The organism is Thermomonas sp., from assembly GCF_041905325.1.
Lineage (GTDB): Bacteria > Pseudomonadota > Gammaproteobacteria > Xanthomonadales > Xanthomonadaceae > Thermomonas.
Genome location: NZ_JAYRLK010000003.1, coordinates 98,450 through 111,082, shown reverse-complemented (window position 1 = coordinate 111,082; position 12,633 = coordinate 98,450). Strand labels below are relative to the sequence as shown.

The following is a 12,633-nucleotide window of genomic DNA, read 5'->3' as shown; positions in this document are numbered from 1 at the left end:
GTTGTCACGATGATGTCCCGCAAGACCCGAATCCTCCTTGCCGTTACGCTTGCCGCCGCCCTGTTCGGCTATCGGGCGCTGCAACACGCGCAAGATCAGACACCTGCCCATCCGCGCCCCGGCACGCATGCCGGCACGCCGCTCGCACCGATCCAGCCGGTGATGCTGGGCAAGATCGCCTTCACCCCGTGCAGCCTCAGCTCGCCGCTGGCCAAGGACAGCCTGGAGGCGATGTGCGCCACCTACGCGGTACCGGAAGACCGCAACAAGCCCGCCGGTCGCAAGCTCGCGCTCAACATCGCCTGGTTGCAGGCCACCGGCAACGGCGAGAAACAGCCGGACCCGGTGTTCTTCCTCGCCGGCGGCCCCGGCCAGTCGGCGGTGGAGACCTTCCCCGGCCTCGACCCGGTGTTCAAGGAGGTGCGCAAGCAGCGCAACGTCATCCTCATCGACCAGCGCGGCACCGGCAAATCCAACCTGCTGTCGTGCAAGTTCCCGGATGACGATGCCAGCACCGGCACACCCACGCCCGAGGCGATGCAGACGCAAGCCGCCGCCTGCGCGGCCGCGCTGGCGAACAAGGCCGACCTGCGCCACTACACCACCACCGACGCGATCGCCGACCTCGATGCCGTGCGCCAGGCGATCGGCGCGCAGCAGGTCAACCTGGTCGGCATCAGCTACGGCACCCGCGTGGCGCAGCAATATGCGATGCGCTATCCGGCGGCCACCCGCAGCATCGTGCTGGATTCGGTGGTGCCCAACACGCTGGGGCTGGGCAACATCTTCGCCCGCAACCTCGACGATGCGCTGACCCTGCAGTTCGGCGTGTGCAGCAAGAACCCCGTGTGCAAGGACACCCTGGGCGATCCGCGCGCGCAGCTCGACGTGCTGTTGAACACCCTGCGCGCCCGCCCGGTGCAGGTGCAGTACCGCGACGCCACCAGCGGCGAGGTGAAGCAGGACACGCTGCGCGCCGAGACCGTGGCCGGGCTGGTGCGGATGTATGCCTACATGCCGCTGGCCAGCGGCCTGCTGCCCAAGCTGATCCACGAGGCCAACGGCGGTCATTACGAAGGCCTGATGGCGCTGGCGAAGATGATGACCAGCACCATGGAGGACGCGATGGCGTTGGGCATGCAGTTGTCGGTGACGTGCAGCGAAGACGCCGCCAGCATGGTGGCCCGCGAGGAAGACAAGGACACGGTGCTGGGCAACCTGATGCCGGCGGGCATGGCGGCGATGTGCAAGGCGTGGCCGAAGGGCACCCCGCCGGCGGATTTCCACCGCGCACTGGCAACCCGCGTGCCGGCGCTGGTGCTGGAAGGCGAGTTCGATCCGGTCACCCCGCCGCGCTACGGCAAGGAGGTGGTGAAAACCCTGCCGAACGGCCGCCTGTTCGTGCTCAAGGGCCAGGGCCACAACGTGATCGGCGCCGGCTGCATGCCCAAGCTGTTCACCCAGTTCATCGAGAAGGCCGATGCCAAGGCGCTGGACGGTAGCTGCCTGGACACGCTGGCCTACGCCACCCCCTTCATCAGCTTCAACGGCGCGCAGCCGTAAGCCGCCCTTTCAAGGAATGACGCAATGATCGTTGCAGAACACCTCCGCAAGACCTTCCCCGGACGGGGCAAGGACAAGACCCGGGTGGTCGCCGTGGACGACGTGGGCTTCACCGCCCGCGACGGCGAGATCACCGGCCTGCTGGGCCCCAACGGTGCCGGCAAGACCACCACGCTGCGCATGCTCTACACCCTGATGTCGCCGGAATCCGGCCGGGTGCTGGTGGACGGTACCGACGTGGCCAGCGACGCCGAGCGCGTGCGCCGCAGCCTGGGCGTGCTGCCCGACGCGCGCGGCGTGTACAAGCGCCTGACCGCGCGCGAGAACATCGACTACTTCGGCAAGCTGCACGGCATGGCGCCGGCGGAGATCGCCGCCCGCACCGCCAAGCTGGCGCAGGCGTTGCAGATGGAGGACTTCCTCGACCGCGCCACCGAAGGGTTCTCGCAGGGCCAGCGCACCAAGACCGCGATCGCCCGCGCGCTGATCCACGACCCGAAGAACGTGATCCTCGACGAGCCCACCAACGGCCTCGACGTGATGACCACCCGCGGCCTGCGCGGCTTCCTGCAGGAGTTGCGCGGCGAGGGCCGCTGCGTGATTTTTTCCAGCCACATCATGCAGGAGGTGGCCGCGCTGTGTGATCGCATCGTGATCATCGCCAACGGCCGGGTGATGGCACAAGGCACCACGGACGAACTGCGCGCCCAGGCCGGCGAGGCCAACCTGGAAGACGCATTCGTGAAACTGATCGGCAGCGAAGAGGGCCTGCACGCATGAACAAGACGTCGTTCACCACCGCCATGCTGACGGTGATGCGCAAGGAATGGCTGGATTTCTACCGCGACCGCCGCACCTTCCTGCTGTCGTTGCTGGTCGCCCCGCTGCTGTACCCGCTGATCTTCCTCGGCATCGGCAAGCTCACCCAGTTGCGCGCCGAAACCCAGCTGGAAAAGACCCTGCACGTACCGGTGGTCGGCATCGAACAGGCCCCGAACCTGATGAAGTTCCTGGCCAGCTACGGCATCGAAACCGAACCGGCGCCAGCCGACATCGAAGCGCGCGTGCGTGCCCAGCAGGAAGACCTGGCGTTGGCGATCGACGCCGACTTCGCCAGGGACTGGCACGCCGGCAAGCCCGCCAAGATCGACATCATCACCGACACCACCCGCCGCAACGGCGACGTGAAAGTGGCGCGCGTGAACAAGGTGCTGGAGAGCTATGGCAACGGTGTCGGCGCGATGCGCCTGCTGATCCGCGGCATCAACCCGGCGATCGCCACCCCGCTGCACGTCGGCACCCGCGACATGGCCACCCCGGAAGCCAAGAACAGCCAGTTCATGTCGATTTTGCTGCCGATGATCCTGACCATCTTCGCCTTCATCGGCGGCGCGCACCTGGCGATGGACACCACCGCCGGCGAACGCGAACGGCAGTCGCTGGAACCGCTGCTGGCCACCCCGGCCTCGCGCGCGGCGCTGGTGGGCGGCAAGATGCTGGCGGCCGCGCTGCTGGGTCTGGCCTCGATGCTGCTGATCCTGGTCTCGTTCAAGGTCAGCGCCACCCTGGCCAGCGGCATGGCCAAGCAGATGGACGTCAGTTTCCTGGCGATGGGCAAGCTGCTGCTGACCCTGCTGCCGCTGGTGCTGATCGGCACCGCGTTGATCACCGCGCTGGCGGCGGGTGCCAAGAGCATGAAGGAAGCGCAGAGCCACATCATGTGGCTGATGATGCTGCCGATGCTGCCTGCGTACGGGCTGATGGCGTATCCGCTGAAGGACACGGCCGCGTGGCAGTACGCGGTGCCGTTCCTGTCGCAGAACCAGCTGATCCAGAAGATCACCCGCGGCGAAGCGGCGTCGATGGAACAGTGGGGCCTGTACCTGGCCAGCTCGCTGGCACTGGCGGCGGTGTTGTGGGCGCTGGCGGTGTGGCGCTACAAGCAGGAGAAGCTGGCGATCTCGGCCTGACCCCGGCGTGGCATCGCTGCAACGAAAAAGCCCGGCATCCGCCGGGCTTTTTCTTGCCGCCTCGCCGTGTCGATTACTGTTCGAACGCGATCGTCCGCCGGCTGGTGGTGGCCTGTCCGACCGGCTGGAAGCGCCAGCGCTTCACTGCCGCCAAGGCTTCGCGCTCGAAGTCGCGCTGGAACTGCCGCGGACCCGTCGACGACACCACGCGGGCGCTGGCGATCGAACCATCGGTTCCGACGGTGAATTCCACCTGCACGTTGGAAGTGGCTCCGGCACGCTGCGCCGCCGGCGGGAACTTCGGCCCCGGCTGGCTGATCGGCCGCAATTCGTTGCTGACACTGGCGCGCGGTACATCGGCCGCCGGCTTCGGAGCCGCGCTCGCTTGCTGCGCCGCCTGTTGCTGGCGCTGGCGTTCGGCTTCGGCGGCGGCCGCCTGCTGTTGCCGCTGGCGCTCGGCATCGGCTTCGGCGGCGGCCTGCTGCTGGCGCTGCTGGTCGGCGGTGGACTGCTGCTGGCGTTGTTGTTCCTGCAACTTCTTCTGGTCTTCCTCGCGCTGCTTGGCGAGGTCCGCCTTGCGCTTCGCTTCTTCCTCGACGGTCAATTTCTGCGCATCGGCGCGCTGCTTGGCGTTGGTTTCGCTGCTGGCGATGCTGGCCTTGAGCCGGCCCAGGGCCGGATGGTTGGCGTCGGCCTTGCCGATCAACGCCACCAACCGCTTGGCTTCATCGAAATCCTCGCGGGCCAGGCCTTGCTCGGCGGCGATCACCGCCATCGGCAACAGGTCGTTCAAGGCGCTGGAGGCGCTGGCATCCCCGGGCTGCTTGTCGCGCAGGGCAAGGTAGTACTCCATCGCGTTGTTGCCGGCCGGTGCGTACAGACGATTCTCGTTGTAGGCCTTGCTGGCGGCATCGCGCAGTTGTTGCACGCCCATCGCCGACACCGAGGCGGACACCACCGATTCCGGCGTCGGCGCGGGGGCCGTCGCAGGTGCGGCCGCCTGGCCATTGGCGGCGGCGTCATCCTTCTTGCAGCCCGCCAATGCGCACGCCACGGCGAGCGTCAGCGCTGCCGGCACCATCCACCCCTGACGCGATTTGTTGCTTGCAGACATCGTGGTCATCCCCTGTGAATCAAAACACTGTCGACGATAGCACGCGGCAGCGCCGGTTGTTTGTCAAGGCTTGCGCCCCGCCCGGCCTCACTTGCCGATGCAGAAGGTGGCGAAAATGTGACCCAGTAGGCTGTCGGCATCCATGCGTCCGCCGATCTCGCCCAGTGCGTTGCCGGCCTGTCCCAAGGCTTCGGCCAGCAGTTCCAGCCGCTCGCCGGACAATTCCAGCGCCGCCTGCTGCAACCAGTGCTCCGCTTTCCGCAACGCCTCCACGTGGCGGGCACGGGCGCTGAACGCGCCGTCGCCAATGCCGCCCGCCAGTGCCTGCAAATGTTGGTGCAACGCATCCAGCCCCGCGCCGGTGCGCGCGGACACCGCCAGTGCGTCGGCGGCCAGCGGTGGTGGCTGCGCCAGCAGATCCGACTTGTTGTGCAGCCACAGCACCTGCGGCACGCCCACCAGGTCGGCCGCCACCGCGGCGCGGCCTGCATCGGGGTCGCGCGCGTCCAGCACCACCAGGGCCAGATCGGCACGCGCCAGCTCACCGCGCGCGCGGCGGATGCCTTCGGCTTCGATGGCGTCGGTCGCGACACGCAGGCCGGCGGTATCGACCAACGTCAGTTCTACGCCGTCGCTGCGCAGGGTTTCCTGCAGCACGTCGCGGGTGGTGCCGGCGATGTCGGTGACGATGGCGCGCTCGCTGCCGGCCAACGCATTGAGCAGCGAACTCTTGCCCGCATTCGGCGGCCCCACCAACACCGCATGCAGGCCATCGCGCAGCTTGCGCCCGCGTTCGGCCTCCTGCCGCAATTGCCGCAACCGCTCCAGCAGGCTGGCCAGCCGGGTTTGCAACAGGTGGCCTCCCAGCGTCTCCAGCGGTTCGTCTGCGAAATCGATCGCCGCTTCCGCATGCACGCGGAGTTCCAGCAATTGCGCCAGCAACGCATCCACCTGGCGGGAAAACACGCCGTCCAGCGAGCGCCGCGCCGCCCGCGCCGCGCGCATGTCGCCAGCGGCGATCAGGTCGGCGATGGCTTCCGCCTGGGCGAGGTCCAGCTTGCCGTTGAGGAAGGCGCGCTGGCTGAACTCGCCCGGCCCGGCCTGCCGCGCACCCAGGGCGACGCAGCGTGCGACGAGGGCACGCAGCAGCACCGGGCCACCATGCGCTTGCAGTTCCACCACGTCTTCGCCGGTGAAGCTGGCCGGGGCGGCGAAATACAGGGCGATGCCGTCGTCGAGGGTCTCGCCGGCGGCATCGGTGAAGCGGGTGTATTGCGCCGTGCGCACGCGCAGCGCGCATCCGCAGATGCGCTCGCCGAGCGTCCGTGCCAGCGGCCCCGACAGGCGCACGATGCCGACCCCGCCTTCCCCGGCGGCGGTGGCGATCGCGACGATGGTGTCGGTGTCGGACATGCGGCGATGATCGCAGCGTGCCGATGCGACGCGGCACGCTGCGGGCAAGGGCTTATGCCTTCGCGGGTTCCTCGGCGAATCGCTTCACGTTCCACCACTGCTGCAACAGGCTCAGCGTGCCGTTGGTGACCCAGTACAACACCAGGCCAGCCGGGAAGAACGCGAACATCACCGCCATCACCAGCGGCATCATCTGCATCATCTTCTGCTGGGTCGGGTCCATGCCCACCGCGGGCGTGATCCTCTGGGTCAGGAACATCACCGCGGCATTGAGGATCGGCAGGATGAAGTAGGGGTCCTGCGCGGTCAGATCGTTCACCCAACCCATGATCCACGGGGCCTGGCGCAGTTCCACCGCTTCCAGCAACACGTAATACAGCGCCAGGAACACCGGCATCTGCACCAGCACCGGCAGGCAGCCGCCGGCGGGGTTGATCTTTTCCTTCTTGTACAGGTCCAGCATCGCCATCTGGAACTTCTGCTTGTCCTCGCCGTAGCGCTCCTTGAGCTGGGTGATGCGCGGCTGGAACTTGCGCATCTTGGCCATCGACTTGTACTGCGCCGCCGACAGCGGATACAGCGCCAGCTTGATCAGCACCACCAGCAGCACGATCGCCCAGCCCCAGTTGTGGGTGAGCTTGTGCAACTGGGTCAGCAACCAGTGGATCGGCTTGGACAGCACGGTGAAGATGCCGTAGTCCATCGCATAGCCCAGGCCCGGCGCCGTGGCATCGAGTTTGCTGGCCAGCTTCGGGCCCACCCACAAGGTGGCATGGGTGTCGAAGCGCTGCCCCGGCGCCAGCGTGACCTTGGGCCCACGCGCGGCGACGTCATAGCGGTTGCCTTGCTGGCCCAGCGTGAACAGCGCCGCCTGGTCCTTCTGCGGCACCCATGCGGCCAGGAAATAATGCTGCGACAACCCGATCCAGCCGCCGGTGACCTGCTGGTTGAGCGGGCCATCCTTGGCGAATTTCGGGAATTTGCGCTTCTGGTACTTGTCTTCCTGGCTGTACCAGGCCGCGCCGTTCAAGCTGAAAGACTCGGGATTGGTGAAACCGGATTTGACCACCGGCGGCACCCGATCCAGGCGACGCTCGACATCCCCCGTCCAGGTCGCCGTGCCGGCATTCACCAAGGCATCCTGCACCTGCACGGCGTAGCTGCCGCGGGTCAGGGTGACGGTGCGCTGCAACTGCACGCCGGTCGGGGTGGTGGCCACGAAGCGCACCTGCACGCCCGCGGCACCGCCGGCCAGCACGACATCACGCACCGCGCCCTCCACCTGCGGAACCAGCGGGTGGCCATCGGCATCGCGCCAGAACGCTTCCGCCGCGAAGTACGTGGCCGGCGCGGCATCCAGCAACACCACCGGCGGGCTGCCGGCCGCCTGCGACCGCGGATAGGCCAGCAAGGCGGCGTGCGTGATGCTGTTGCCATCCAGCTCCAGCGCCAGCACGTCGTTGCGCAGCTGCACGGTGGGGGCCGGAGCCGTCACCGCTTGCCGTGCGGCCGCAGGTGCCGTGACCGGGCCTGCCTGGGCCACCGGGATGCCAGCACTGCCGTCAGACCGGGGGGCCGACGTCGTGGCCGTGGCCGCAGGCGCGTCCACGGGTGCGTGTTCCTTGCCCCATTCCTGCCACAGCAGGAAGGCCACCATCAGCCAGGCGATCAACAGGAAAGTACGGATCTGGTTCATGGATTGGGCGTCTCGGGGGGCGCAGGCCGCGCAGCGGCGGTGATGGTCGGGGATGCAGCGGGCGGCATTGTGCCGGCGGCAGCCGGCAGGGGCAACGCACCGGCGCGCACCAGCAAGTGTTCGAAGGCCGCCTGCAGGGCATGGCCGTCGGCCCGCGCGGCGTCATGGCGGGCGACCACCACATAGGCGCCGCCCTGCAACTGCGGGCGCAGTCGGCGGAAACATTCGCGCAACGCGCGCTTGATCCGGTTGCGGCCCACTGCGCGCCGGTCCACCTTGCGCGAGACCGCCAAGCCCAGCCGTGCCGGCTTGGCATCGGCCAGCCAATGCAAGGCCAACCGTGGCTCGGCGGTGCGCCGACCGGTTGCGAACACGCTGGCGAACTCGGCTTTCGCCCGTACCCGCGCGGCAGGAGGGAACCGCACCTGCGCGCGACGCGCAGACGCAAAGACGCCGGTATCCTGCGGGGACACCGGCGCCGGAGGTATTGCAATCACCGTCATTGTGCCCGGCGCGATGCCGATGGCACGTGCTGACCCGAAGGTCAGACGGTCAGGCGACGACGGCCCTTGGCACGACGACGCGCCAGGACCTTGCGGCCATCGGCGGTTGCCATGCGGGCGCGGAAGCCGTGATCGCGCTTGCGCTTGAGGTTGCTGGGCTGGTAGGTGCGCTTGGTCGCCATGGCGGGCCTGCTTGCTTGGTTTAACGGAAAAGATCGGCGATTGTAGCGGCCTCTTGGGCAACATGCAAATCGCGGCCCGGTTTGCCGCTGGCGGGGGCCATCCGATGCTGGATTGGCCCACCCCCTGCGCAGTGGTACTCTGCCGAATCCCGCCTTGCCTGCCACGCCGGTTCCACCACCGGCGAGCCGGCGTTTTCCTCAAGACCGCCTGCCCACCTATGCACGTTTGGCCCGCCTGCCTGCAACGCCTGGAGTCCGAATTCCCGCAGGAAGACGTGATGGCCTGGCTCAAACCCCTGCAACCCGCACCCGAAGGTGACCGGTTGGTGCTGTATGCACCCAACACCTTCGTCCGTGATGAGGTCCAGCAGCGCTTCCTGCCGCGCATCCGCGAGCTGGCGTTGCATTTCGGCGGCAACGACGACGTGTTGCTGGACATCGGCGCACCGCGCCGCGCACCGACCGTGGCGGCCGCGGCGACGCCGGTACGCACCGACGCGGCCATCCCGCTGGAGCCGTTGCGCGGCAACGTCGACACGCATTTCACCTTCGACAATTTCGTGGAAGGCCGCAGCAACCAGTTGGCGCGCGCCGCCACCTTCGCCGCCGCGCAAAAGCCCGGCGAGCGCACCCACAACCCGTTGCTGCTGTATGGCAGCACCGGGCTCGGCAAGACCCACCTGATGCACGCCGCCGGCAACGAAATGCGCCGGCTCAACCCCGGCGCGCGGGTACTGTACCTGCGCTCCACCATGTTCTACGAGGCGTTCTTCCGTGCGCTGCAGGAAAAGAGCACCGACCAGTTCAAGCGCCAGTTCCAGACCATCGATGCGCTGCTGATCGACGACATCCAGTTCTTCGCCGGCAAGGACCGCACCCAGGAGGAGTTCTTCCACACCTTCAACGCCCTGTTCGACGGCCGCCAGCAGATCATCATGACCTGCGACCGCTACCCGCGCGAGGTCGATGGCCTGGAGCCGCGGCTGAAGTCGCGGCTGGGCTGGGGGTTGTCGGTGGCGATCGACCCTCCGGATTTCGAGACCCGCGCCCAGATCGTGTTGTCGAAAGCGCAGGAACGCGGCATCGCCATCCCCAATGAAGTTGCCCAGCTGATCGCCAAGAAGCTGCGCAGCCACGTCCGCGAGTTGGAAGGGGCGGTCAACAAGCTCACCGCCCAGGCCGGCCTGCAAGGCAAGCCGGTGACGCTGGAATTCGCCCAGGAGACCCTGCGCGACCTGTGGCGCGCCCAGCAGCAAGCCATCAGCATCGCCAACATCCAGAAGGCCGTGGCAGACTACTACGGGCTGCAGCTCAAGGAGATGCTGGGGAAAAAGCGCACGCGGTCGCTGGCCCGCCCGCGGCAAATGGCGATGGCGCTGTCTAAGGAACTGACCGAGCACAGCCTGCCGGAAATCGGTGCTGCGTTCGAGGGCAAGGATCACACCACCGTGCTGCATGCCTGCAAGCAAATCCGCCTGCTCATGGAAGAAGATGGCAAGCTGCACGAAGACTGGGAGAAACTGCTGCGCAAACTCAGTGAATGAAACCGTGAGAAGCTGTGGACAAGTGGTGGATGAAACGCCTCCCCGAAATCCATCCACAGCTTTTCCCACGCTTCCACAGTTGTTTTCCAGCCGCTTTTCAGTTCAACAATTTCTCTTGAAATCAAAAAGTTACAGTAGTTTTCCAGAGCTTTTCGGCGACACCAGCACCACCTCTTTTCAGATTTATTCATTCATTCAAGAACGGAGCACGCCACTGGCATTGCTCCCGGATCCGTGAAGGGCGAGGGTTCACATGCGGTTTTCCCTGCAACGCGAAGTTCTGCTCAAGCCATTGGCCCAGGTCGTCAATGTCGTCGAGCGCCGGCATACCCTGCCGGTATTGGCCAACCTGCTGGTCAAGGTGCATGCCGGCCAGTTGTCGATGACCGGCACCGATCTCGAAGTCGAAATGGTTTCGCGCGTGGCCGTGGAAGAGCCGCAGGATGGTGAATCCACGATCCCCGCACGCAAGCTGTTCGAGATCGTGCGCGCTTTGCCAGACGGCAGCCGTGTCACCATCAGCCAGAATGGCGACAAGGTGTCGGTGCAAGCCGGTCGCAGCCGGTTCACGTTGGCCAGCTTGCCCGCCAATGATTTCCCGGCGCTGGACGAAGTGGATGCCACCGAACGGGTTGCAGTATCCGAAGCCGCGCTGAAAGAACTGCTGGAACGCACGGCATTCGCCATGGCGCAGCAGGACGTCCGTTACTACCTCAACGGCCTGCTGTTCGATCTGCGCGACGATACCCTGCGCTGCGTGGCCACCGACGGCCACCGCCTGGCGCTGTGCGAAGCCGCCCTGGATGCTGCTCCGGCAGGTGGCAAGCGGCAGATCATCGTGCCGCGCAAGGGCGTGCAGGAGCTGCAACGCCTTCTGGAAGGCAGCGACCGGCAGCTGGAACTGGAATTGGGCAAGGGGCATATCCGCGTCAAACGCGACGATGTCACGTTCACCAGCAAGCTGATCGATGGGAAATTCCCGGATTACGAAGCCGTGATCCCGATTGGTGCGGATCGCGAGGTCAAGGTGGATCGAGAAGTCCTGCGCGCCGCGTTGCAGCGCGCCTCGATCCTCTCGAACGAGAAGTACCGCGGCGTTCGCGTGGAAGTGGCCCCCAATCTGCTCAAGATCAGCGCCCACAATCCGGAGCAGGAAGAGGCGCAGGAGGAAGTGGAAGCCGATACGCATGTGGATGCCCTGGCCATCGGCTTCAACGTCACCTACCTGCTGGAAGCCCTGGGTGCATTGCGCGAGGAATTCGTGGTGATGCAGTTGCGCGATGCGAATTCCTCGGCGCTGGTGCGTGGTGCGGAAAGCCAGCATGCGCGGCATGTGGTGATGCCGCTGCGGTTGTGACCTGCAGGGTTTGCATGCAAGGCCATGTTCCACGTGGAACATCACTGCAACGCCCGGTTCTCGCCGGGCGTTGTCGTTTTCCTGCCCTTGACGCCGCATGTTGATCGAACGCCTTCAGTTGCACGATTTCCGTCGATTCACGGAAACCGAATTTTCCCCTTTGCCCGGTTTCAACCTATTGACCGGGGATAACGGCAGCGGCAAGACCACCGTCCTGGAAGCCCTGCACCTGCTGGCCCACGGGCGCAGTTTCCGTGGGCGGGTGCGTGACGGGTTGATCCGCCAGGGTGCCCCTGCCCTGCAGGTCTATACGGAATGGGTGGCACCCGATGGCTTGCGCCGCCGCGCTGGCCTGCAACATGCCGGCCAGCACTGGCAGGCCCGGTTGGACGGTGCGGATGTCCAGCAGTTGGGGCAATTGTGCGAAGCATTGGCGGTGGTGACCTTCGAGCCAGGCAGCCATGCCTTGGTGGACGGCAGCAGTGAAGTCAGGCGTCGTTTTCTCGACTGGGGCTTGTTTCACGTGGAACATGGGTTCATGCCCGGGTGGCGTCGGTATTCCCGGGCACTCAAACAGCGCAATGCCTTGTTGCGGCAGCGGGGCAGCCTGTCGGCATTGGATGCCTGGGAGCTGGAGCTTGCCACGGCGGGGGAAGCCTTGACTGCCATGCGCAGCCTGCATGTCACCCATCTGCAGCCGCACCTGGATGCTTTGCTGCCCCGTCTGTTGCCGGTTGTGGGTGAAGTGGTACTGGAATTGCAGCCCGGGTGGCGTCGGCAGGACATGTCGCTGGCAGATGCCTTGTTGTTGTCTCGCGAGCGCGATCTGGCGGTGGGGCACACGACGCAGGGGCCGCACCGGGCAGAGCTCCGCTTGCGGTTGCGCGATCTCCCGGGGCGCGAGGCCCTGTCACGGGGCCAGACCAAGCAGCTCGCATTGACCCTGTTGTTGACCCAGGCCAGCCTGTTGGCGGGTTTGCAAGGGCATTGGCCGTTGTTGCAGCTGGATGACATGGGTGCAGAGCTTGATCGATGGCATCAGCAACGCTTGCTGGAAGTATTGCAGGACACGGGTGCCCAGGTTTTCGTGACCGGTACCGATGTGCCATCGGGCCTGCAGCAGCAGGCTTTGCCCGTCACCACGTTTCACGTGGAACATGGTGCCTTGCACTCGAGGGTGTCGTCGTAGCCGCTTTCCTGAGGGGCATCCATTGGGGATAGCCCGGGTCGGCTATACTGCGGGCTCCTATAGCTAATGTGTCTTGGCGTGCCCTGTGCATGCCACGGGAGC

General features: G+C 66.2%; 11 protein-coding genes. 6 read left to right on the top strand and 5 right to left on the bottom strand.

Annotated elements, in window-relative coordinates:
• Positions 1 to 12 precede the first annotated feature (12 nt).
• From ACE3OK_RS04650 to ACE3OK_RS04640, 3 genes are read left to right on the top strand one after another with little or no spacing between them, the layout of a single operon-like run.
• Complete coding sequence (locus ACE3OK_RS04650) at positions 13 to 1,563, top strand: alpha/beta fold hydrolase (RefSeq protein WP_374248386.1); 1,551 nt, start codon at positions 13 to 15, stop codon at positions 1,561 to 1,563.
• A gap of 24 nt (positions 1,564 to 1,587) precedes the next feature.
• Positions 1,588 to 2,343, top strand: a complete 756-nt coding sequence (locus ACE3OK_RS04645; protein ID WP_374248385.1) for an ATP-binding cassette domain-containing protein — start codon at positions 1,588 to 1,590, stop codon at positions 2,341 to 2,343.
• On the top strand, positions 2,340 to 3,533 hold the full coding sequence (locus ACE3OK_RS04640; protein WP_374248384.1) for an ABC transporter permease: 1,194 nt from the start codon (positions 2,340 to 2,342) through the stop codon (positions 3,531 to 3,533). The genes ACE3OK_RS04645 and ACE3OK_RS04640 overlap by 4 nt, the downstream gene beginning before the upstream one ends.
• A gap of 73 nt (positions 3,534 to 3,606) precedes the next feature.
• Here the strand turns inward: ACE3OK_RS04640 and ACE3OK_RS04635 are convergent, their stop codons facing one another.
• The 5 genes from ACE3OK_RS04635 to rpmH form a co-directional block, all read right to left on the bottom strand.
• Positions 3,607 to 4,647 carry an energy transducer TonB gene (locus ACE3OK_RS04635; RefSeq protein WP_374248383.1) on the bottom strand — a complete coding sequence of 347 codons (1,041 nt, stop codon included), beginning with the start codon at positions 4,645 to 4,647 and terminating at the stop codon, positions 3,607 to 3,609.
• An 87-nt stretch (positions 4,648 to 4,734) separates the two neighbouring features.
• Positions 4,735 to 6,060, bottom strand: coding sequence for a tRNA uridine-5-carboxymethylaminomethyl(34) synthesis GTPase MnmE (mnmE, locus tag ACE3OK_RS04630; RefSeq protein WP_374248382.1), 1,326 nt, complete (start codon positions 6,058 to 6,060; stop codon positions 4,735 to 4,737).
• 52 nt (positions 6,061 to 6,112) lie between these two features.
• The gene (yidC, locus tag ACE3OK_RS04625) at positions 6,113 to 7,756 is read right to left on the bottom strand and encodes a membrane protein insertase YidC (RefSeq protein ID WP_374248381.1); all 1,644 of its coding nucleotides are present in this window, start codon (positions 7,754 to 7,756) and stop codon (positions 6,113 to 6,115) included.
• Positions 7,753 to 8,229 carry a ribonuclease P protein component gene (gene rnpA / locus ACE3OK_RS04620; protein ID WP_374248527.1) on the bottom strand — a complete coding sequence of 159 codons (477 nt, stop codon included), beginning with the start codon at positions 8,227 to 8,229 and terminating at the stop codon, positions 7,753 to 7,755. The genes yidC and rnpA overlap by 4 nt, the downstream gene beginning before the upstream one ends.
• A gap of 71 nt (positions 8,230 to 8,300) precedes the next feature.
• Positions 8,301 to 8,441, bottom strand: coding sequence for a 50S ribosomal protein L34 (rpmH, locus tag ACE3OK_RS04615; RefSeq protein ID WP_028840469.1), 141 nt, complete (start codon positions 8,439 to 8,441; stop codon positions 8,301 to 8,303).
• A 218-nt stretch (positions 8,442 to 8,659) separates the two neighbouring features.
• On the opposite strand from rpmH, the gene dnaA reads away from it, so the two are divergent.
• The 3 genes from dnaA (at position 8,660) to recF (ending at position 12,531) form a co-directional block, all read left to right on the top strand.
• Positions 8,660 to 9,985 carry a chromosomal replication initiator protein DnaA gene (dnaA, locus tag ACE3OK_RS04610; RefSeq protein ID WP_374248380.1) on the top strand — a complete coding sequence of 442 codons (1,326 nt, stop codon included), beginning with the start codon at positions 8,660 to 8,662 and terminating at the stop codon, positions 9,983 to 9,985.
• Positions 9,986 to 10,238: 253 nt separating this feature from the next.
• Complete coding sequence (dnaN, locus tag ACE3OK_RS04605) at positions 10,239 to 11,342, top strand: DNA polymerase III subunit beta (RefSeq protein WP_374248379.1); 1,104 nt, start codon at positions 10,239 to 10,241, stop codon at positions 11,340 to 11,342.
• A 97-nt stretch (positions 11,343 to 11,439) separates the two neighbouring features.
• Positions 11,440 to 12,531: a DNA replication/repair protein RecF gene (gene recF / locus ACE3OK_RS04600; RefSeq protein ID WP_374248378.1), complete on the top strand. Its 1,092-nt coding sequence runs from the start codon at positions 11,440 to 11,442 to the stop codon at positions 12,529 to 12,531.
• Positions 12,532 to 12,633 lie beyond the last annotated feature (102 nt).

What these genes read in the sequence shown, in the direction of transcription:
- ACE3OK_RS04650 (WP_374248386.1), top strand. Translation starts at nt 13, where the DNA reads ATGTCCCGCAAGACCCGAATCCTCCTTGCCGTTACGCTTGCCGCCGCC.
- ACE3OK_RS04645 (WP_374248385.1), top strand. Translation starts at nt 1,588, where the DNA reads ATGATCGTTGCAGAACACCTCCGCAAGACCTTCCCCGGACGGGGCAAG.
- ACE3OK_RS04640 (WP_374248384.1), top strand. Translation starts at nt 2,340, where the DNA reads ATGAACAAGACGTCGTTCACCACCGCCATGCTGACGGTGATGCGCAAG.
- ACE3OK_RS04635 (WP_374248383.1), bottom strand. Translation starts at nt 4,647, where the DNA reads ATGTCTGCAAGCAACAAATCGCGTCAGGGGTGGATGGTGCCGGCAGCG.
- mnmE (WP_374248382.1), bottom strand. Translation starts at nt 6,060, where the DNA reads ATGTCCGACACCGACACCATCGTCGCGATCGCCACCGCCGCCGGGGAA.
- yidC (WP_374248381.1), bottom strand. Translation starts at nt 7,756, where the DNA reads ATGAACCAGATCCGTACTTTCCTGTTGATCGCCTGGCTGATGGTGGCC.
- rpmH (WP_028840469.1), bottom strand. Translation starts at nt 8,441, where the DNA reads ATGGCGACCAAGCGCACCTACCAGCCCAGCAACCTCAAGCGCAAGCGC.
- dnaA (WP_374248380.1), top strand. Translation starts at nt 8,660, where the DNA reads ATGCACGTTTGGCCCGCCTGCCTGCAACGCCTGGAGTCCGAATTCCCG.
- dnaN (WP_374248379.1), top strand. Translation starts at nt 10,239, where the DNA reads ATGCGGTTTTCCCTGCAACGCGAAGTTCTGCTCAAGCCATTGGCCCAG.
- recF (WP_374248378.1), top strand. Translation starts at nt 11,440, where the DNA reads ATGTTGATCGAACGCCTTCAGTTGCACGATTTCCGTCGATTCACGGAA.